The organism is Jiella marina (assembly GCF_024359545.1).
In the GTDB taxonomy this organism is placed as follows: Bacteria; Pseudomonadota; Alphaproteobacteria; order Rhizobiales; family Rhizobiaceae; genus Jiella.
The window spans coordinates 19283-40280 of record NZ_JAKQZG010000011.1; the positions used below are offsets into that span (position 1 = coordinate 19283).

General features: G+C 64.8%; 19 protein-coding genes. 10 read left to right on the forward strand and 9 right to left on the reverse strand.

What is annotated here, in order from left to right; translation table 11 throughout:
• The first annotated feature begins 87 nt into the window (after window positions 1-87).
• Together MF134_RS17425 and pncA are read left to right on the forward strand one after the other, a co-directional pair.
• Complete coding sequence (locus MF134_RS17425) at window positions 88-435, forward strand: hypothetical protein (RefSeq protein ID WP_255340758.1); 348 nt, start codon at window positions 88-90, stop codon at window positions 433-435.
• A gap of 170 nt (window positions 436-605) precedes the next feature.
• Window positions 606-1244, forward strand: coding sequence for a bifunctional nicotinamidase/pyrazinamidase (pncA, locus tag MF134_RS17430; protein WP_255340759.1), 639 nt, complete (start codon window positions 606-608; stop codon window positions 1242-1244).
• A 22-nt stretch (window positions 1245-1266) separates the two neighbouring features.
• Here pncA and MF134_RS17435 read toward each other — a convergent pair whose 3' ends face one another.
• Window positions 1267-1449 carry a hypothetical protein gene (locus MF134_RS17435; RefSeq protein ID WP_255340760.1) on the reverse strand — a complete coding sequence of 61 codons (183 nt, stop codon included), beginning with the start codon at window positions 1447-1449 and terminating at the stop codon, window positions 1267-1269.
• Between the two features lie 396 nt (window positions 1450-1845).
• On the reverse strand, window positions 1846-2838 hold the full coding sequence (gene cysK, locus MF134_RS17440) for a cysteine synthase A (RefSeq protein WP_255340761.1): 993 nt from the start codon (window positions 2836-2838) through the stop codon (window positions 1846-1848).
• Between the two features lie 431 nt (window positions 2839-3269).
• On the opposite strand from cysK, the gene MF134_RS17445 reads away from it, so the two are divergent.
• Complete coding sequence (locus MF134_RS17445) at window positions 3270-4079, forward strand: GGDEF domain-containing protein (protein WP_255340762.1); 810 nt, start codon at window positions 3270-3272, stop codon at window positions 4077-4079.
• A gap of 42 nt (window positions 4080-4121) precedes the next feature.
• Here the strand turns inward: MF134_RS17445 and dut are convergent, their stop codons facing one another.
• The 4 genes from dut to ubiE all read right to left on the reverse strand — a co-directional run bounded on the left by dut (window position 4122) and on the right by ubiE (window position 8481).
• Complete coding sequence (dut, locus tag MF134_RS17450; RefSeq protein WP_255340763.1) at window positions 4122-4580, reverse strand: dUTP diphosphatase; 459 nt, start codon at window positions 4578-4580, stop codon at window positions 4122-4124.
• On the reverse strand, window positions 4577-5797 hold the full coding sequence (gene coaBC, locus MF134_RS17455; protein WP_255340764.1) for a bifunctional phosphopantothenoylcysteine decarboxylase/phosphopantothenate--cysteine ligase CoaBC: 1221 nt from the start codon (window positions 5795-5797) through the stop codon (window positions 4577-4579). The genes dut and coaBC overlap by 4 nt, the downstream gene beginning before the upstream one ends.
• Window positions 5798-6076: 279 nt before the next feature.
• A complete protein-coding gene (gene ubiB / locus MF134_RS17460) occupies window positions 6077-7660 on the reverse strand; it encodes a 2-polyprenylphenol 6-hydroxylase (RefSeq protein WP_255340765.1) in 1584 nt (527 codons plus the stop codon).
• A gap of 41 nt (window positions 7661-7701) precedes the next feature.
• Entirely contained in the window at window positions 7702-8481 is a 780-nt protein-coding gene (gene ubiE, locus MF134_RS17465; protein ID WP_255340766.1) for a bifunctional demethylmenaquinone methyltransferase/2-methoxy-6-polyprenyl-1,4-benzoquinol methylase UbiE, read from the reverse strand.
• A 137-nt stretch (window positions 8482-8618) separates the two neighbouring features.
• Between ubiE and mutM the strand changes: the two genes are divergently transcribed.
• From mutM to MF134_RS17500, 7 genes are all read left to right on the forward strand, one after another.
• A complete protein-coding gene (gene mutM, locus MF134_RS17470; protein WP_255340767.1) occupies window positions 8619-9512 on the forward strand; it encodes a bifunctional DNA-formamidopyrimidine glycosylase/DNA-(apurinic or apyrimidinic site) lyase in 894 nt (297 codons plus the stop codon).
• Window positions 9513-9681: 169 nt separating this feature from the next.
• Entirely contained in the window at window positions 9682-11451 is a 1770-nt protein-coding gene (locus tag MF134_RS17475; protein WP_255340768.1) for a putative bifunctional diguanylate cyclase/phosphodiesterase, read from the forward strand.
• Window positions 11452-11787: 336 nt separating this feature from the next.
• Entirely contained in the window at window positions 11788-12561 is a 774-nt protein-coding gene (locus MF134_RS17480; protein WP_255340769.1) for an enoyl-CoA hydratase, read from the forward strand.
• Window positions 12562-12762: 201 nt separating this feature from the next.
• Window positions 12763-13032 carry a 30S ribosomal protein S20 gene (gene rpsT, locus MF134_RS17485; RefSeq protein WP_255340770.1) on the forward strand — a complete coding sequence of 90 codons (270 nt, stop codon included), beginning with the start codon at window positions 12763-12765 and terminating at the stop codon, window positions 13030-13032.
• Window positions 13033-13929: 897 nt separating this feature from the next.
• Window positions 13930-14364, forward strand: a complete 435-nt coding sequence (locus MF134_RS17490) for a rhodanese-like domain-containing protein (RefSeq protein ID WP_255340771.1) — start codon at window positions 13930-13932, stop codon at window positions 14362-14364.
• 74 nt (window positions 14365-14438) lie between these two features.
• Window positions 14439-15923, forward strand: a complete 1485-nt coding sequence (gene dnaA / locus MF134_RS17495) for a chromosomal replication initiator protein DnaA (RefSeq protein WP_457590023.1) — start codon at window positions 14439-14441, stop codon at window positions 15921-15923.
• Between the two features lie 33 nt (window positions 15924-15956).
• Window positions 15957-17237: an NAD(P)/FAD-dependent oxidoreductase gene (locus MF134_RS17500; protein ID WP_255340773.1), complete on the forward strand. Its 1281-nt coding sequence runs from the start codon at window positions 15957-15959 to the stop codon at window positions 17235-17237.
• 13 nt (window positions 17238-17250) lie between these two features.
• Here the strand turns inward: MF134_RS17500 and MF134_RS17505 are convergent, their stop codons facing one another.
• The 3 genes from MF134_RS17505 to MF134_RS17515 are packed head-to-tail and all read right to left on the reverse strand — an operon-like array spanning window position 17251 to window position 20782.
• Complete coding sequence (locus MF134_RS17505) at window positions 17251-18195, reverse strand: ABC transporter permease (RefSeq protein ID WP_255340774.1); 945 nt, start codon at window positions 18193-18195, stop codon at window positions 17251-17253.
• On the reverse strand, window positions 18192-19241 hold the full coding sequence (locus tag MF134_RS17510; protein ID WP_255340775.1) for an ABC transporter permease: 1050 nt from the start codon (window positions 19239-19241) through the stop codon (window positions 18192-18194). The genes MF134_RS17505 and MF134_RS17510 overlap by 4 nt, the downstream gene beginning before the upstream one ends.
• Entirely contained in the window at window positions 19241-20782 is a 1542-nt protein-coding gene (locus MF134_RS17515) for an ABC transporter ATP-binding protein (protein ID WP_255340776.1), read from the reverse strand. Before MF134_RS17515 ends, MF134_RS17510 begins: the two co-directional genes overlap by 1 nt.
• Window positions 20783-20998: the final 216 nt, after the last annotated feature.

The following is a 20998-nucleotide window of genomic DNA, read 5'->3' on the forward strand; positions in this document are numbered from 1 at the left end:
CATGGCTGCTATGCCATTGTGCGCCGCAGCATAATGCACTACCTCCTGGGCACGGAACAAACACAACCTGTCACGAGGATTGAAAAAATGAAAAAACTTGCGATCGCCAGTGCAGCCATTCTCGCGGCCGGCCTGACCAGCGTCGGCGCCCAGGAACTCCGCCCGGATGCAGCCCGCAGCATTGCCCTCGGCAATGTCACTGGCGCGGCCTACTACACCGTCGAGCCGGAAGGCTTCCGGGTCGTCGCCACGCTTCAGGCCGGCATGAGCGGTGAGCCGGTGCGTTTCGTCTCCACGCTCACCGATGGCCAGGTGATGACCATCGAGGTTCCGGCGGTTTCCAACCACGGCGCTTCCGATCTGACGATCCGCCGGGTCGGTGATCGGCTTGAAGTCCAGCCCGGCTCGAACCGCCGCGCCGAACTCGAGTTCTGAGTTCCCACTTCGGCTTTGAGCCGATGAAATGAAAGCATCCAAGACAAGACGGGCGGCATTCGGTTCGAATGCCGCCCGTCTTGTCTTGGCGCGCTGAATGGGCCGAAACGCCGCTCCCCGATTCAAGCTCGGGTCTTTTCCCACCACCTGATTGCTGGCATGGTCGGGCCATGAGCAAACAGGCCGTGGGCGCCGACGACGCCCTGATCATCGTCGATGTTCAGAACGATTTCTGTGCCGGAGGTGCGCTGGCCGTGCCGGATGGCGAAGCCGTGGTGCCCCTGATCAACGACCTGGCGAAGGCGTTTTCGATCGTGGTGCTGACCCAGGACTGGCACACACCGGGCCACATTTCCTTTGCCTCCACCCATCATCGCCAGGCCTTCGAGACGATCGAACTTGCCTATGGCAATCAGGTCCTCTGGCCGGACCACTGTGTCATGGATTCCCATGGTGCGGCGTTCCACGCAGGCCTTTCCGTGCCAAATGCCCAGATGATCGTCAGGAAGGGATTTCACCCCGACGTCGACAGCTATTCGGCCTTCGTCGAAGCCGATCATCGGACACCGACGGGTCTCGCCGGCTATCTGCAGGAACGCGGCGTCCGGCGCGTCTTCGCCTGCGGACTTGCGACAGATTTTTGCGTTGGCTGGACAGCGCTCGACGCTCGCAAGGCCGGGTTCGATGTAACCGTCATCGAGGATGCATGCCGTGCCATCGACCTTGATGGGTCCCTCGACAAGGCATGGGCCGACATGACAGCGGCGGGCGTGTCACGTCTGACCTCGAACGACCTGCGTCTTTCCTGAGACGACCGCCCCGAACAGCGCTTCAGCGCTCTTTTTTCGAAGGCCCGTCGGACGGGCCATCGATCCGGCTCGGGGCGATCGGGTCGGAAGCGGGGAAGGTCTCGTCCAGCGCTTCATCCAGCTCGTTCTCTTCGACCGATCCTTCCTCGCGGCGGGCCTTTTCCTCCTCGGGTTCAGTCGTCGGTTTGTGCTTGTCGTCAATCATGATCGAATTCCAAGTGCTCGTGGTGGCTGAAGTGTCGTCGAGAGGGCTTCACGAAGCGGCTTTGCGCAGGACGCCTTGGACGGGTTAGAGCCAGGTCTTGGTCCAACCCGGCTCGACAGCGCGGTTATCGACCGCTTTTGCCGAAGAGCAGGCGATGCCCTCCACGTCCATGATTAACGTCCAAGTCACCGCATTGTTCGGATCGCGGCAGGATTTAACGGAGACGGCAATCCATCGCTTCGCCACCATCTCCGCTGCCTTGCAGAAAGCAAAGCAGGGACGCTTCAGCCGAGCCAGCAGAAGAGCCGCCCCGACCATTTGTGCCGGGACGGCTGGCTGCTCGTCTGGTAAGGCCTCAAACAGCCCGGGTTCGTCCCGACGGACGAACAGGCTTGGTCAGCCCTCTTCTGCGAGACCTTCGAACAGGGCGGTCGACAGATAACGCTCGGCGAAGGACGGGATGATCACCACGAGGTTCTTGCCCGCCATCTCCTCACGCTGGCCGACCCGAATGGCGGCGCCGAGCGCGGCGCCGGACGAAATGCCGACCGGCACACCTTCCAGTCGCGCCACGAGCCGCGACAGTTCGAAGGATTCCTCGTTGGATATCTGGATCACCTCGTCATAAACTTCCTGATCGAGAATCGCCGGTGCGAAGCCTGCGCCGATACCCTGGATCTTGTGCGGCCCGGGATTGCCGCCGGACAGGACGGGAGAGGCTTCAGGCTCGACGGCGATGACCTTCATCGCCGGGTTCCGGCTTTTCAGCACCTGACCGGCACCGGTGATCGTCCCGCCTGTGCCGATCCCGGCGATGAACGCATCGACCTTGCCGCCGGTATCGTTCCAGATCTCTTCGGCGGTTGTGACGCGGTGAATCTGCGGATTGGCCGGGTTCTCGAACTGCTGGGGCATCACCGCGTCGGGATGCTGTGCGACCAGCTCCTCGGCCTTGGCGATCGCGCCCTTCATGCCCTTCGCGCCTTCGGTCAGGACCAGATCGGCGCCGAGCAGCCGCAGCATCTTGCGGCGCTCCATCGACATGGTCTCGGGCATGGTCAGGATCAGCTTGTAGCCCTTGGCAGCGGCTGCGAAGGCGAGCGCTATACCGGTGTTGCCCGAGGTCGGCTCGACCAGCGTCGTCTTGCCCGGCGTGATCTTGCCGTCGGCCTCGAGCTTTTCGAGCATCGCCACGCCGATGCGATCCTTGACGCTCGCGATCGGATTGAAGAATTCGAGCTTGGCGAGAAGGTTGGCTTTCATGCCCTTCTCGCGCGCCAGCTTGTCGAGCCGCACGAGCGGCGTGTCGCCGATCGTGTCGACGATGGAATCGTAGATGCGTCCGCGACCCTTGGTGCGAGCCTGAGACTGGTTGACGGCGTCGTCCATGATTTCCTCCGTTCGGTCGTTATAGCGTGTCTGTTGTTTCGTTCCGGCCATAAACCCGCTCAGCCCGGCGGCGCGGAGATCGACTGCGCCGCTTTGTCGCTCCTGCGGTGAATCCGCGTCCGGCCGCATGGCGTCAGACCGTCTCATCTTATCATCTAGGCCGCGCACCCCCGGCCTTGGAGGCCGGTTTTCCCAAAGCTTCGGCGCTGAGAAGAAAAACCTTTCTCTCGGCTCGCGCCGAGCCGCTCTTCCGTTTCGCCCGCTCCGCTCCTTAGCTTTTGAAATATTTTCGTAATTTTTCCTTCGAGGATTTCGCTTCAGATCGTTCGTCTGGAACAGCTCGCCACTGAACGGCGACGCTGACGAAGAAAATGCACCCATCGAGACAAGAAACAAAATGACGGGAAGAAACAGACAGCGAGGTCGACGCGATGCGCCAATCCTTTGAACACATGAAGACCTTTTGCGGGGAATTTCTGCTTCTCGTCACCGCCGTCACCCTGGCCTCGACGGCGGCAGCCTTCTGGTTCTTCAAACCCTACGGCCAGTCGGCCATGCTGGCGGCGGCCGGCTTCGTCGTCACGGTGACGCTTCTTTCGGCCGTGCCCTATCTCACCTATGTGGTGTTGCGCTTCTCGTCGCTGCTGGCCGACAATAACGGCCTGATGAAAGCGGCGACAACGGATCGGCTCACCGGCGTTCTCAACCGCCAGGGCTTCGACAAGAAGATGAAGGCGCATCTGCGTGCTTTGGTCGGACGTCCCGATCTCGGCCTGATGGTGCTGATCGTCGATGCCGACCATTTCAAGCAGATCAACGACAGTCTCGGTCATCCGGTCGGCGATCAGGCTCTGAAGAAGATCGCCGCCACCCTGATGCGCTCCGTTCGCGGCAGCGATGCCGTGGGGCGCCTCGGCGGCGAGGAATTCGTGATCTCGCTTCCCTGCTCCGATCCGCAGAAAGGCGCGATGGTGGCCGAGCGGCTGCGCATGGCCATCAACCGTCTCTATGTGGGATCCGGCACCCAGAGCACCCAGCTGTCGGTATCGCTCGGCGGCGTCTTCCTCAAGACTCCGCAGCCCTTCGACCGCATCTACGCGGCAGCGGACGCCAATCTCTACCAATCCAAGCAGAACGGCCGGAACCGCACGACGATCACCAGCATCGCCGCCCGCGGCCGCAACCGCTTCGGCCTCCCCGATACGCCACCGGCCCAGCCGGCACTCCAGGCCGCGCGGTAGGATGAACGACGCCGGTTTCGGAGATGGCGGCCGGCGTGGCCGTCAACTGCGTCCGGTCGACCCGAAGCCGCCCTCGCCGCGAGCCGATGAGGACAGGGTGGTTACCGCCTCGAAACGGCACCCAGCGACCGGCGCCACGACGATCTGAGCAATCCGGTCGCCCCGTGCAATCTCCACCGCCTCCTGCCCCAGATTGACGAGCAGGACCTTGATCTCCCCGCGATAGTCACTGTCGACCGTTCCCGGCGTATTGAGCACCGTCACCCCGTGACGCATGGCGAGCCCCGAACGCGGCCTGATCTGCATCTCGAAACCGGGCGGGATCTCCATGGCAAAGCCGGTGGGCACCAGGACACGCTCGCCGGGCGTGAGCATCAGAGGCTCGGCGACAGCGGCTCTGAGATCGGCACCGGCGGCGCCTGCCGTGGCAAAGCTCGGAAGCGGCAGGTCCTCGCCATGGTCGAGGCGCAGGACCCGCACGATCACCTCGGCAGCGCTCATGCTTCGCTCTTTCCGACAAGCCGGGCGGCGATCCAGTCCGCCAGACGCTCTGCCACTGCGGTCTTCTCCATCTTCGGCCAGCTTTCCACGTCGTCCGCCGTGACCAGCTCAACGGTGTTTTCCACCCCGCCCATGACACCACCGGCCGGCGAAACGTCATTGGCCACGATCGCGTCGGCGCCCTTTCTCTCGAGTTTGCCGCGCGCGTTCTTCAGGAGATCGTCGGTCTCGGCCGCGAATCCGATCACCAGGCGCGGCCTCTCGGCATGGTGCCCGATCGTGGCAAGGATATCCGGGTTTTCCGCGAGGACGAGCGCCGGCGGCCCCTCCGCGGTCTTCTTGATCTTGCCGCTGCTCAGGGCGGCGACCCGCCAGTCCGCGACGGCCGCCACGAACACGGCGACGTCGGCCGGAAGCGCCGCCTCGACCGCCGCCAGCATCTCCGCTGCAGTCTCCACCTTCTGCGTCGTGACGCCGGTGGGATCGGGCAGCGTGACCGGCCCGCTCACCAGCGTGACCTCCACTCCCAGCCTCTGGAGGGCCTCCGCGATGGCATGTCCCTGCCGGCCCGAGGAGCGATTGGCGATGTAGCGAACCGGATCGATCGGCTCATGGGTCGGTCCGGAGGTGACGATGGCCCGCAGCCCCGCCAGCGGACGGGCGGCAGGTGAAAGGATCGCATCGGCCGCCGCGACGATTTCGAGCGGCTCGGCCATCCGCCCGCGCCCGGCTTCGCCCTTCTCGGCCATCTCACCGACACCGGGTCCGACGAAACGAACGCCATCCGCCGTGAGCCGGGCCTGGTTCCTGCGGGTCGCAGGATGATCCCACATCGCCGGATTCATGGCCGGCGCCATCAGGATGGGCGCGCGTGTGGCAAGCAGGATCGCGGCCGCGAGATCGTCCGCCAGCCCGTTCGCCGCCTGGGCCATGCGATCGGCCGTCGCCGGCGCGACGATGACGAGATCATGCTCGCGGGCCAGCCGGATATGGCCGACATCCTGCTCGTCTTCGCGGTCGAACAGGTCGGAGAAGACCTTCGACGCTGCGAGTGCGCCGACCGACAGGGGCGTGACGAATTCTGCCGCCGCCCGCGTCATCACCGGCGTCACGGATGCGCCGCGCTCGCGCAGCCGCCGGATCAGATCAAGGCACTTGTAGGCCGCGATGCCGCCGCCGATGATCAGGAGAATGCGCTTTGTCGAAAGCGGGCTCATAACTTCAATGCCCCGTGCAACGGGTTTTCGCGTCTTCAGGTAACGTATGCCCCCCGCGGAATCGGTTGAAGAGGTTTGCGCGCGCCTCACCTTCGAGTGCACCGCTGTCATGGAGCGCCCAAGTCCGGAATCGAGCTGGGAAAACCTTATTCAGAACTTCCCTTGTTAGCCTCACCATGACTCGATCCGATGCTGCTTCGCGCTCGCAAGTTTTGTCTAGCGACCCTGCCTCGCTACGGCAACGCATCCCGCCGCATCTCCGTCCACCGGGCCTCGCCCTCAGAACACCACCGAAATCGCGATCGTGACCAGCGCGATGGCGATCACCCAGCGCTCCACATGCGCCAGGATGATGCTGGGCTTGGTGTCCTGGACAAGGTCGAGCAGCGTATCGTCGTTGAGGCGGACGCCGTTTTCGACCAGATCCGGCAGTTCGCGGCCGAGGATTTCGAGCCCGATCGCGAATTCGGGGGCTCGGCCCAAGAGCTTGAGGGCGGCGTTCAGGCCGTCCCGCGCCTCCTGCAACTTCGCCGCCGGGCCCAACTCGCGCATGATGTAGTCGGACACGACCGGCTCGGCGGTGACCCACATGTTGAACTTCGGGTCGAAGGAGCGCGCGACACCTTCGACGACCACCATGGTCTTTTGCAGGAGCACGAGTTCGGGCCGCGCCTTCATGTCGAAGAGCTCGGTCACTTCGAAGAGCAGCGACAGGAGGTGGCCCATGGAAATCGTCTCGGCAGGCTGCCCGTAGATCGGCTCGCCGATCGCCCGCAAGGCCTGGGCGAAGCTCGCCACGTCCTGGCTGCGCGGCACGTAGCCCGCCTCGAAATGGACCTCCGCCACGCGCCGATAGTCGCGCTGGATAAAGCCGTAGAGGATCTCGGCGAGGAAGCGCTTGGAATCGCGATTCAGCCGGCCGACAATGCCGAGATCGACGGCCACGATCGTGCTGTCCGGCGCGATGAACAGATTGCCCTGGTGCATGTCGGCATGGAAGAAGCCGTCGCGCATCGCCTGGCGCAGGAAGGATTGAACGACGGTGACGCCGATCTTCTTGGTGTCGTGGCCGGCGGCGATCACGCCGGCGACGTCGCTCAGCTTGATCCCGTCGATCCATTCCATGGTCAGGACGTCGCGGCCCGTGCGCTCCCAATCGATCGCGGGAACGCGGAAGCCTTTGTCGTCGGCGACGTTCTCGGCCATCTCGGAGGAAGCCGCCGCCTCCAGGCGCAGATCCATCTCGATGCGGGTCGACTGGGTGAGCGTGTCGATGACCGCTACCGGTCGCAGCCGGCGCGAGGAGGGGACGAACCGTTCAAGGAACCGGGCGATGAAGGCAAAAGCCTCGAGTTCGCGTCGAAAACGGCCGCGCACCCCGGGGCGGATGCACTTGACGGCGGCATACCGTTCGCTGCCGTCCGGGTTGCGGATCCGGGCCTTATAGACCTGCGCGATCGAAGCGGCCCCGACAACCTCGCCAAGGTCGATGAAGAGGTCGTCGATCGGGCGGCCCAGCGTGGCTTCGATTTCGGCCACGGCGAGCTTGCGCTCGAAGGGCGGAACCTTGTCCTGGAGTGCGCCCAGTTCGCCGGCGATGTCGGCACCGACGAGGTCGGGCCGTGTCGCCAGAAACTGGCCGAGCTTCACATAGGAGGGGCCCAGCCGGTTGAGCGCCCGCGACAGACGGTCGGAGCGCGCCTGTCCTTTGGTGGAGCGTCGCTGGATGAGCCGGGCAAGACGATGAAGCAGGGCGGGCCCCGGTGGCAGGCCTTCAGCGGGGAAGGCACCGACCACGCCTTCGCGGGCGAGCACGTAGGCGGCCCGCACCAATGCGATCGTACCGGAGATTGGATTTGCCACGGATTCAGCCGCTCAAGCCGTCGCGGACGCGCATCGCCCCATCAAAGTTTCCACCCGGAATGGATCGCCGCGATGCCGCCTGAAAGATTGCGATAGTCGACCCGCTCGAAGCCGGCCCGGCGGATCGCCGCGGCGAAATTCGTCTGGTTGGGGAAACGCCGGATCGATTCGACGAGATATTCATAGGATTCCCGATCCCGGGCGACCACTTCGCCGATTCGCGGGATCGCCTTGAACGACCACGCCTCATACACCCGATCGAGCATCGGCAGATCGACTTCGGAAAATTCAAGGCAGAGAAACCGCCCGCCGGGTTTCAGAACGCGATAGGCTTCCGAGAGAGCCGCGTCGATTTTCGGAACGTTGCGGATGCCGAAGGCGATCGTGTAGGCGTCGAAACTGTTATCGGGCAGAGGCAGCGATTCTGCGTTGCCCTCGACGAATTCCAGATTTCCGTCCAGCCGCCGCTTTGCTGCCCGTTCAGCGCCGACGCCAAGCATCGAGGCGTTGATGTCGAGGACCGTGCCATGCGCCCGGCGTCGTGTCGCTTCCACGATGCGAAAGGCGATGTCGCCGGTTCCGCCTGCAACGTCCAGGAAGCGATATTCCGGCCGGTGCGGCGGGCTGAGCCAGGCCACCATGGCGGCTTTCCAGGCCCTGTGCAGGCCGCCCGACATCAGGTCGTTCATCAGATCGTAGCGCTCGGCCACGCGATGGAAGACGCCGTTGACCCGCTCCTGCTTCTCGCCGCCGCCTTCGACCGTCCGGTAGCCATAGGCCGTCTCCATGGCATCGGTTGCGGTGACGCGGGGCTGCGACATGACGGTGTCCCTCATTGCATCGCATCGCCTTGATGCGGATATGTGACGGCGGCGCTACGGACGGTTCGGCTTGCCGGAAGCGGCAGCTTCGTTCATTCGCGATGCGCCATACCGCGATCGCAGGGACTTAATCAAACATGCCGGAATTGCCAGAGGTCGAGACGGTGCGCCGCGGTCTGGAACCGGTGATGGCGGGCGCGATGATCGAGCGCGTCACGCTCGCCAGGCCGGATCTGCGCTTTCCGCTGCCGGAGAATTTTGCCGAAAGGCTCGCCGGGCAGCGCATCGCGGCGCTCGGACGACGGGCGAAATATCTTCTCGCCGATCTGGAAGGCGGCACCGTGCTCGCCATGCATCTCGGCATGTCGGGATCGTTTCGGATCGAAAGCCGGAGCGGCACCAGCCTGCCGGGGCGGTTCGTCCACGCTCGCTCGACCGCGCGGTTGCACGACCACGTTCGCTTCGACCTCATGGAGCCGGGCGGAATGCCGGTCACGGTCATCTTCAACGACCCGCGCCGCTTCGGCTACATGTCGCTCGTCGAGAGGGCCGATTTCGGAGCGCATCCCCATTTTCGCAATCTCGGCATCGAGCCGACCGGCAACGAATTGTCGGGCGCAGCGCTGGCGCCGCTCTTTGCCGGGCGTCAGGCGCCCCTGAAGGCGGTCCTCCTCGACCAGAAAATCATTGCCGGTCTCGGCAACATCTATGTCTGCGAGGCGCTGTGGCGGGCCCGCCTTTCCCCACGCCGCGCCGCCGGGACGCTCGTGACCGCCAAGGGAGCTCCCAGCAAACGTCTCGATGATCTCGCCATCCATATTCGCGAAACCATCGCCGACGCGATTGCCGCAGGCGGGTCCTCCTTGCGCGATTACCGGCAGGCCGACGGCTCGCTCGGGTATTTCCAGCACTCCTTTGCCGTCTACGACCGCGAGGACGAGCCCTGCCCCCGCCCGACCTGCCGGGGGATCATCAGGAGGATCGTGCAAAGCGGGCGGTCGACCTTCTTCTGCCCCGTCTGCCAGCGCTGATCGGACGCCTGAACTGCCACAGCACCAGCCTGCGGGTCACAACTCATTTGCGACAGTTTCACACATGAAGTTCAGAGAATACCAATCTTTCTTTCCTAAAGTTGCGATCAGAACGACCTTTGCCGCCATTGTCGCGGCAAGAATATAAGCCAGGAATACGGATCGCGACATGTACGGAAATGGCCTCAACAGTATCCGTGTCCGATTCACGATCCTGGTCGCAGGCTTCACCGCACTCGGCGGCATCGCGATCATGTGGCTCGACGCTCATGTCGACCTCGAACATGCCAGCTTCGGCACATGGCTCCTGCTGGGAGTGGCGATCACAGCCGTCCCGGCCCTCGTCACCTATGCCCTTGCTGGCAGGCTCACCGGGGCGATCGGCCACCTGCGTGCCAGCACCGAAGCACTCGCCGCCGGCGCGACGGACGTGACGATCGATGTCGATTGCCCATGCGAGGTCGGCGGCCTGGCGGACAGTTTTCGCAAGATGGTCGCCCGGTTCAACGCCAACGTCGTGCGAATGAACGTGCTGGCCTATTCCGACGCCGTCACCACCCTCCCGAACCGCATGGCGCTCAATCAGACGCTCCGCCATGCGCTGGCCCCGAAGCAGAACACGAGCTTCGAAGCCGCGCTGCTCTTCATCGACATCGACAATTTCAAGCAGGTGAACGACACGTTCGGCCACGAGATCGGTGATCATGTCCTGCGGCAGGCGGCCGATCGCATTCTGGGCGAAACCTGTGGCACGAGCATCGCGAAGCTCGAACCCTGCGTGTCGCCGATCGGCGAACCCTGCCGGAAGGCGCCGGACAAGCCTTTTCTCGCCCGCTTCGCCGGCGACGAGTTCGTCGCCGTTCTGCCGGGTGCATTCGGCGAAAAAGAACTCGAGGAGATGGCGCAGGCCGTCATCGCCGCGCTGACGCGTCCCTTCGACGCGGACGGAGTCATGGTCAGCCTGGGCGCCTCCATCGGCATCACCCGCACGCCCCAGGACGCGCGCGATGCCGACATTCTCGTGCACTATGCCGATCTCGCCATGTATGCGGCCAAGCGGGCCGGACGTGGCGGCTATGCCTTCTTCACTCCGGCCCTTCAGATCGAGGCCGAGGCCAATCTCAAGATGGAGGCTACGGTGCGCGCAGCGATCGAGCGCGACGACCTGATCCTCTATTTCCAGCCGAAGCTCAGGGTCGACACTCTGGAGATCGTCGGCGTCGAAGCTCTGGTGCGCATGCGCGACGAGACCGGCAAACTCGTCCCACCGGGAGACTTCATCGCGATTTGCGAACGGTGCGGGCTGATCGAGCGCGTGGGCGAGATCGTGCTCGACAAGGCCGTGGCGCAGGCGCGCGCGTGGCTGAGCGGCGGGCTGCGTCTCCCGGTGGCGATCAACGTTTCCCCGGTCCAATTCGCGCGGCCGGGATTCGCCGATTCCGTTCTGGCCGTGATCGAAGCCGCCGGAATTCCCGGCGATCTTCTGGAGGTCGAGGTGACCGAGAGCACGATCATGAAGGACGCCGATTCGACAGAACGTCGGATAGGCCGGCTGCGATCGGGTGGCGTCAAGGTTTCCATCGACGATTTCGGGACGGGCTATTCGAACATCTCGCAGCTTTCGCGCCTATCCTTCGACACGCTCAAGATCGACCGTTCGCTGTTGCAGGCGGTGGACAGCGATCCTCGCGGCAGGACCATCCTTCTTTCGGTGATCGAACTCGCCGAGCGGTTGGGCAATGCCACGATCGTCGAAGGCGTCGAGACCGCGGAGCAGCTCGAGTTCCTGCGCCAGAGCGGCTGCCAGGAGGTGCAAGGCTTCTTCTTCGGCCGGCCGATGCCGGCCGAAGACCTTATTGTCTGGCTTGCCAAGCGAGCGACCGGCAGGCCCGAAACAATCAAGCCGCTCGTGGCAGGCGAGCCACGCAAGGTCGCGTGAGAAGCGCATTCTCCGACAGGCCCCGCGGAGGCGGCAGCCAGGGACAGGCGTGTCTGGCCTGAGGCTTTCCGGGGCCGAGATTCCCCTGCGGCCGGCAAAGGTCCAGTCGAGGAGCATTCCGGCGCATTATCCGAACGAAGGCTCGAAACACCACCGTCTCGCAGCCGCCAAATCGCGCTTGCATGGCTCCGAAAACGCCCGACATATCCGTCACCTATCCCGACAAGGATCCCGGGTTGCCTTTACCGCAGCGATCGGCCACTCATTGCGCATCGCATGAGACGGGCGGGCGCCCGACCTATCCGGCGCCCAGTCCCTTATTCCTGACGGAGCCCCATGAGCTACGAAACCATCAAGGTCGAGACCCGCGGACGTGTCGGGCTCATCACCTTTAATCGACCCAAAGCCATGAACGCGCTCAGCCAGCAGATGATGCGCGAGATCGTGCAGGCCCTCTCGGCCTTCGGCGGCGACGCCAAGATCGGCGCCGTCGTCCTCACCGGCTCGGAAAAGGCGTTTGCCGCCGGCGCGGACATCAAGGAAATGCAGGAAGTGGAGTTCACCGAGGCGTTCTTCTCCGACCTGTGGGGCGAATGGGAGGGCCTCGGCAATTTCCGCAAACCGACGATCGCCGCCGTGGCCGGCTACGCGCTCGGGGGCGGCTGCGAAGTGGCGCTGATGTGCGACTTCGTGATCGCCGCGGACAACGCCAAGTTCGGCCAGCCAGAGATCACCCTTGGTGTCATCCCGGGCATGGGCGGAACCCAGCGTCTCGCCCGTTCCATCGGCAAGGCCAAGGCCATGGATCTTTGTCTCACTGGCCGGATGATGGACGCGACCGAAGCCGAGCGTTGCGGTCTCGTCTCGCGGATCGTGCCCGCGTCGGAACTCATCGAGGAGGCGCTGCGCGCCGCCGACAAGATCGCCAATTTCTCCCTGCCCGCCGTCATGATGACGAAGGAGGCGGTGAACCGGGCCTTCGAGGTTCCGCTTTCGGAGGGTTTGCGCTTCGAACGGCGGCTCTTCCATTCGACCTTCGCCACGGAAGACCAGAGCGAAGGCATGGACGCCTTCATCCAGAAGCGGACCCCCCAGTTCCGCAACCGCTGACCGGCGAGCCATCGCGCACCCAAGACAAATTGCAGGGAACAAGGCGGAGCCCGTCGAAGCCATATTGACGGCGGGCAAGCCGCTCCTTATAAGGCGCGGCAAATGGCGGCGTCTTTCGGCGCCGCCCATTCTTTTGCGCCAGCGTGTTTGCTTTAAGAACGCTGCAGCGCCACGCAAAGCATAAGAGAAGAGAGTTCGAGAATGGCCAATACCCCTTCCGCCAAGAAGGCGACGCGGAAGATCGCGCGCCGGACTGAGATCAACACGGCACGCCGCTCCCGCGTCCGCACCTTCCTGCGCAAGGTGGAGGAGGCGATCGCTTCCGGAGACCAGGAAGCCGCGCTTGCCGCATTCCGGGTTGCCGAACCGGAAATGCGCCGCGCTGCCAGCAAGGGTGTGTTCCACCGCAATACCGTGTCGCGGAAGATCTCTCGCCTGTCGCACCGGGTGAAGGCGCTAGGCGGGGCCTGATCCGCCCAACTACGTATCGAGCGAGAGACGCATGAAGGAGCCCGGCCTTGCCGGGCTTTTTGATTCTGTGGTTCTACCGTGCACTGGAGCCGGCCAGTCCTGGATGTTCTTTGAATAACTACAAACGCGAGATCCATGATCGCGCGTTATTGCGAGACCTAGGGACAGGCTACTGGCCGAACGGCGGACGGCCCGGGGCCGGCCACCGACCGCTGCCGAAGTCAGGTGCGGGATTGGCCCGACAGCTCGGGACGGGCTTCCAGCCATGCCGAAACAGCCGCCCCGTCACCCTCATCAGCTCGCCTGGTGGGCAGAGAGACATGATTCGGCCATCAGAATGAGCAATTTTCGTGCCGCGAAGGTTCTGGACTCCCTCACCGCCTGACGTGATTAGAAATACGTTTTAAAATCAATATCTTACATGAGGTCACTGAACTCATGAAAATTGCCGGCTAAGCGATTTCCGGCAAGCCCTTGAGTCAAGTGGGCCGTCATAAATTTTGCAAATTTTATTCTTCTCCCGCGGCTCGCCGCGATGCGACCGACGTGAGAGTCCCACGCCCGCTGGGCTTTTCGGCAATGAGCAAGGGGGCCTGCGATGTCCATCCCGCAACAGCGTCGCGGCCTGTGGCACGGAATCTCTCAGAGTCGGCTTGCCCAGTCTCCCGCTGTCTCGTAATATTTGTGGATGACAAGAGCGGAGCAAGACGAAGTGTGGGGACAAGTGGGGTTATCCAGACATTCCAAGAATGACTCGGGGCCCCCACCGGAAAACTTCCGAATCAATCCTTCGTAGATTCCGCTTTCTATCAACAAGCCGCAAGACGTGAGCTGCCGGTACGGAACCATCCGGCCGACGCCTTTCGTCTTGCCTATCGTGAAGACGGAGACAACGCCATGGCTTCAGGTTATCGCGGCGACGTGACGGTTGGCGAGTGCTGGTCTGCGCTTTCCGAGGATCCGTCGGCCGTCCTCGTCGATGTCCGGACGGCGGCGGAGTGGACCTATGTCGGGATCCCCGATCTCAGTCGCCTGCGCCAGAACCCGCTTCTGATCGAGTGGCAGTCCTTCCCGTCCATGGAGGTCGATCCGGATTTCGCGGCGCGGGTCGTGGTGGCGGTCAAGGAGCGTGGTGGCGATCAGACCACGCCGATCTACTTCCTCTGCCGGTCGGGTGTGCGCTCGATCGCCAGCGCCAAGGCAGCGACGAGTGCCGGCTTCGAAAACTGTTTCAACGTGATCGATGGTTTCGAGGGCCCGCCCGACGAGGACGGGCACAGGGGTCGGAAAGCCGGCTGGAAGGCCGAAGACCTGCCATGGCTCCAGAGGTAAGCGGCCAAATGGCAGTACAGGCGGATCGAGTAATGCGTACGCACGGTATGGGCGACGACCGGGCGAATTCGAAAATGAGGCATGGGGCGGATATGCAAGGCGGCGAACGAGATCAGGCCGAGGTAATGGAGCGCGTGAAGGCGCGGCTCAAGGCACAGCTTGGTCAGGACATCTTCATGAGCTGGTTCCAGCGCATGAAGCTGGACAACCTCGGCAAAGGCATATGCCAGGTGTCGGTGCCGACGGCCTTTCTGCGGAGCTGGATTCAGTCGCACTATCAGGAACTGTTGACCGAGATTTTCGCGGACGAGGTGCCCGGCACTCTGCGCGTCGACATCGTCGTGCGCTCCGCCGTACGCGGTGGCGGCGTCACCATTCGTTCGAGCCGGATCGGCGGACGGACAGCTGCGGCCGCAGCCCTTCCCGCCTCGGAGCCGGAGGCCCTCGAAGTCGCCACCGTGCGCGATCTGGCGGCGCGGCAGGCCGAGCCCGAAGTGCTGGCCGCGAGCCAGCCGGAATTCGGTTCGCCGCTCGACCCGCGCTACGTCTTCGACAGTTTCATCGAGGGCGCGTCGAACCGCGTCGCACTCGCCGCCGGAAAAGCAGTGGCCGAAAGCGGGCCGGGCGCGCTGCGCTTCAACCCGCTTTTCATCCATGCCGCCGTCGGCCTCGGCAAGACCCATCTCTTGCAGGCGATCGCAAATGCGGCGGTCCGGCGCAAGGACCAACCGCGGGTGGTCTATCTGACCGCGGAATATTTCATGTGGCGCTTTGCCGCCGCGATCCGCGACAACCGGGCGCTCGACCTCAAGGAGACCCTGCGCGGCATCGACATCCTGATCATCGACGACACGCAGTTTCTTCAGGGCAAATCGATCCAGCAGGAGTTCTGCCACCTCCTCAACGCCCTGATCGATTCCGCCAAGCAGGTGATCTGCGCCGCCGACCGGCCGGCGAGCGAGCTGGAATCGCTTGATCCGCGGGTGCGCTCGCGGCTTTCCAACGGCATTACCCTGGAAATCGGCATTCCCGACTACGACATGCGCCGCGCGATACTGGAGAGCCGCGCCGAGGCCATGCGCACGGAAGATCCGTCCTTCTCGATGCCGGACCACATGATCGAGGCCATCGCCAAGCGCGTCATCGGCTCGGGCCGGGATCTGGAAGGCGCGTTCAACCAGATCGCCTTCCGCCATTCCCTCGGCCAGCCATTGTCGCAGGCTCATCTCGACGATCTGCTGAACCAGTTGACGCGGGCGAATGTCGAGCGGCGCGTGCGCATCGAGGACATCCTGAAGTTCGTCTCCCGGCACTACAATGTGACCCGGACGGACCTTTTGTCGTCACGCCGGACCAAGACGATCGTGAGGCCGCGCCAGATCGCCATGTATCTGGCCAAGACCATGACGCCGCGCTCGCTGCCCGAAATTGGCCGGCGCTTCGGCGGCCGCGATCACACGACCGTGCTTCATGCCGTCCGCAAGATCGAGAACGAACGCTCCGGTGACGAGCGCTTCTCCAACGAACTCGACATCATCCGCCGGATGATCGAGGAATAACCACCGCCCATTTTCCGGAGCCGCAACGCACGCATGTTCGACGATCCGCGTTCGCACGGGCTCTGGGAGAGAACTGCGCCGCCTGCTCCCGAGACCCACGTCCTCTCCCGCGAGACGACGGTCGACGTCGCGGTGATCGGCGCCGGATATACCGGCCTCTCCGCCGCCCTCCATCTGGCGGAGGCGGGTGCAAACGTCGCCGTGATCGAGGCGGCCGAGATCGGCTTTGGCGGGTCGGGCCGGAATGTCGGCCTGGTCAATGCCGGGCTTTGGGTGCGGCCCGACGACATGCCCGACATTCTCGGTCACCCTCATGGCGAGAGGCTGCTTTCGCTTCTGGCGGGAGCGCCGGACGCGGTCTTCGCGCTGATCGAGCAGCATCAGATCGCCTGCGAGGCCGAGCGACGAGGCACGCTTCATTGCGGCGTCGGCCGCGCCGGGGCGGATGAGTTGGCCGAGCGTGCCCGGCAATGGCAGACGCGCGGGGCGCCCGTGACGCTGCTCGGTGAAGCGGAGGCAGAGCGAGCGACCGGGTCGCCGGCCTTCTCCGCCGCCCTTCTCGATCGCCGTGCCGGCACGATCCAGCCGCTTGCCTATGCGCGCGGCCTCGCCGCCGCGGCAATTGCAGCCGGTGCGGAGATCTTCACCAACAGCCGCGTCAGGAGTGTTTCGCGACAAGGAGAAGCCTGGAGGGTGGCGACCGCCGCCGGTTCCATCACCGCCGACTGGATCATCGTCGCCACCAATGCCACCACGACGACGCCCTGGCCGGAACTGCGGGAGGAGATCGTCCACCTCCCCTATTTCAACATCGCGACGAAGCCCCTTTCGGCCAATCTCCTCGGCTCCATCCTGCCGGAGCGCCAGGGCTGCTGGGATACGAAATCGGTGCTCTCCTCCTTCCGCCTCGATCAGGCCGGGCGGCTGATCGTCGGCAGTGTCGGGGCGCTGAGCGGCACGGGCGCCGGCATCCACCGGCGCTGGGCGCGACGGCATCTGCAGCGGCTGTTTCCGCAGTTGGGCGATATCGCCTTCGAGAGCGAATGGTACGGCCAGATCGGCATGACGTCGGATGCCGTGCCGCGCTTCCACACGCTCGACGAGCGTGTCGTCTCGATCAGCGGCTATAATGGCCGGGGCATCGCGCCGGGCACGGTGTTCGGACGCGTGCTTGCCGAGTTCGTGCTGGGCAAGATCGGCGAGTCGGAGATGCCGCTGCCGGTCAGCGTCCCCGAAGCCCAGCGGTTTCGCGGGATGCGCGAAAGCAGCTACCGGATCGGCAGTCAGCTTGCCCATCTGAAACCCGGCTATTGAGCCGTTTCGCGTCTTACCGCTCGCCCCGCCGATAGGGCTGCATCAGGGCCTGCGGCACACGGGCGCGGCGCGACATGACGATCAACGCGACGATCGACAGGATATACGGCATCATCAGGAAGAGCTGATACGGCACGACACTGCCGTAAGCCGTCTGCAGGCGAAGCTGATAGGCGTCGAAGAAGGCGAACAGCAGCGCGCCGAAGAGCGCGCGCCCCGGCCGCCAGGCGGCAAAGACGACCAGCGCAATGCAGACCCAGCCGCGCCCCTGGATCATGGTCGGGAAGAAGCTGTTGAAGGCCGACAGCGTCAGGAACGCGCCGCCCAGTCCCATCAGGGCGCTGCCGCAAACGACGGCGCCGATCCGAACCGCGATCGGATCGATCCCCTGCGCTTCCGCGGCGTGGGGATTTTCACCGGTCATGCGCACGGCAAGCCCCAGCGGCGTGCGGGCGATGACATAGGCGATCAGGGCCGCGCACGCGATCGCCAGATAGGTGGGCGGTGTCTGGGCAAAGAGCGTCGGGCCGATGAAGGGCAGATCGGACAGGCCCGGAATGTCGATCGGCGCAAACGGCGTGATCGTCGGCGGCGTGCCCTGGACCGGCACGGCCAAACGAAAGACGTAATAGCCGAGGCTCGAGGCGAGCAGCGTGATGCCGAGCCCGGTCACGTGCTGGGACAGCCCCAGCGGCACGGTCATCACCGCGTGGAGGAGCCCGAAGGCCGCTCCGCCGATCGCGGCAGCGAGCAGACCCGTCCAGAGGTCGGCGCCCTGAAACACGGCCAGCCAGCCGAGCATCGCACCGAAGCTCATGATGCCTTCGATGCCGAGATTGAGAACGCCTGCGCGCTCGCAGATGAGGGCACCGAGCGTGCCGAAGATCAACGGCGTCGCAATGCGCAGGACCGCGGCCCACAGGCCGACCGAACCGAGAATCTCGAACGCCTCGCTCATCGCCGGATCCTGTAGCTCGAAAGAAGCAGCGCGACGAGCATGGTCAGAAGCGAGAACGCCACCGTCACATCGGCGATGAAGCTCGGCACGCCGAGCGCCCGGCTCATGGAATCGGAGCCGACGAACATGGTCGCCGCGAAGACCGCTGCCGCCGCGACGCCGAGCGGCTGCAGATTGGCGAGCATGGCAACGATGATGCCGGCATAGCCATAGCCCGGCGAGAGGTCGGTGGTGACGTAGCCCTTGACGCCGAGCACCTCGATGACGCCGGCAAGCCCGGCCAGACCGCCGGACAGGCAGGCGACCTTGAGAAGCGTGGCGCCCAGCGGAATCCCGGCGAAGCGGGAGGCTTCGGGATTCAGCCCGACGGAGCGAGATTCGAGGCCGAACACCGTCTTCGACTGCATGATCTGGAGAAGGATCGCGAGGAGAAGCGCGACCAGAAGGCCTACGTGCAGCCGCGAGCGCTCGGCGAGCTTCGGCAGTTCCGCCTCGGAGACGATCGGGACCGACTGGGGCCAGCCAAAGGCGAGCGGATCCTTGAGCGGGCCCTCGATCATCATGGAGACGAAGAGGAGCACGACGAAATTCAGAAGCAGCGTCGTCACCACCTCGTCGACGCCGAAGCGGAGGCGCAGTGCTACCGGCACCAGCAGAAGCACCATTCCCGCCACGGCACCCGCCGCCATCAGCGCCACGATCAGAAGCGGAGCCGGCAGATGCAGCCAGTTCTGCGAGCCGAGAGCGGCCGCCGTGATCGCGCCGAGATAGAATTGCCCCTCCCCACCGATATTCCAGACCTTGGCGCGAAAGGCGATCGCTGCGGCAAGGCCGGTCAGAATCAGCGGAGCGGTGCGGGTCAGCGTCTCGGTCCAGGCGAGGCGAGAGCCGAAGGCGCCGTCGAGGATCGCGAGATAGGCCTGGCCGACATTGGCGCCGGCGAGTGCGATCAGCCCGCCGGAGAGGATGAGCGCGGCCACCACGGCGCCCACGGGCGCAAGCAGGGTCAGGGCGGCGGAGCGCTCGGTGCGGCGTTCCAGACGCATCAGGCCGCCGCCTCCCATTCGCCGGACATCATCAGGCCGAGCTTTCGGGCATCGAGCCCATCGGCCGAAACGGGCGGCGAGAGCCGGCCGCCGACGATCGCCTGGACCCGGTCGCTCAAGGCCAACACCTCGTCGAGATCCTCCGAGATCAGGACGACGCCCGCGCCGGCATCCCGCGCGGCAAGGATCTCGCCGTGGACGGCGGCGATTGCGCCCTCGTCGAGCCCGCGCGTCGGCTGGGCGGCGAGCAGGATCTTCGGCGTCTCCACCAGATTGCGGCCGAAAATCAGCTTCTGCATGTTTCCGCCAGAGAGAAGCCGGGTGCGGCTTTCCGGCCCGCCGCCGCGCACGTCGAACCGCTTGACGATCCCGTCGGTGAACTGCCGTGCCGCGCCCTCGCGCACGAAGCCGTGGCGGGCAAATCGGGGATCGCGCAGCCGCTCCAGAATGGTGTTCTCCCAGAGCGACAGATCCCCGATCGCGCCCTCCGAATTGCGATCTTCCGGGATGCGGGCGACGCCGATCGCGACGAAATCCCGCGCGTCCAGCTGGCCCGCGTCCTGACCGAGGATGGTGAGCGTGCCGCTTGCCGGCCGGGCGAGACCGGAGAGGAGTTTCGCGAGCGTCGTCTGCCCATTGCCCGAGACACCCACGATGCCGAGCGTTTCGCCCGCACTCACCAGGAAGCACACATCCGAAAGCCGCCGGACACCGTTCTCGACGACATCGACGCCGGCGGCTTCCGCGACGATCTCGCCCGCCTCGCTTGCCTGTCGCACCGGCCGGGCGACACGCCGTCCGACCATCAGTTCGGCGAGTTCTTCCTTGCTCGTCTCGGTCGCGCGGCGTTCGGCCACGAGCTTCCCCGCCCGCAGCACCAGAACCCGGTCGGCCGCCGCCATCACCTCGTTCAGCTTGTGGGAGATGAAGATGATCGACAGCCCCTCCCCCGCCATCACCTTCAGCGTCTGGAACAGGCTGTCGCTCTCGGCTGGCGTCAGCACCGCCGTCGGCTCGTCGAGGATCAGGATGCGGGCGTCGTTGTAGAGGGCTTTCAGGATTTCCACCCGCTGGCGCTCACCGACGGAAAGATCGGCGACGAGAGCCTCCGGCTCGGCCTTCAGCCCGAAGCGCTCGGCAATACTCGCGAGCTTGGCGCGCGCCGCCTTCCGGTCGGAGCGCCAGGAAAGCAGGCTCTCCGTGCCGGTCATGACGTTGTCCAGCACCGAGAGATTGGGTGCCAGGGTGAAATGCTGATGCACCATGCCGACACCGGCGGCGATCGCCGCCTTCGGCCGGCCGAGCGGCAACTCCTTCCCCTCGACCGAGACGCGGCCCTCGTCCGGCATGTAATGGCCGAACAGAATATTCATCAGCGTCGTCTTGCCGGCGCCGTTCTCCCCCAGAAGTGCGACGATCTCGCCGCGCCTGAGCGTCAGCGACACGTCGTCATTCGCCGCGAAGGTGCCGAAGCGCTTGGTGATGTGTTCGAGGGCGAGGACGGTCGGGGTGGTGTCCGCAGTTTGCGGGGAAGCAATCATCAGCCTGAAGCCTCGTCAATGTCCGCAGGCGCGCCAACCGCTTCATAAGAGCGGGTCAATGCGGGAAGCCTGATCTCCCCCCTTGCGGGGGAGATGGGTGGGAACCCAGAGGGGGGTGCGGCGCCGGCCGTCGGAAGTTCTCCGCCAGGGACGCCCCCTCTGCCTGCCGGCATCTCCCCCGCAAGGGGGGAGATCGAAACTTGGCCGCTTGCACCT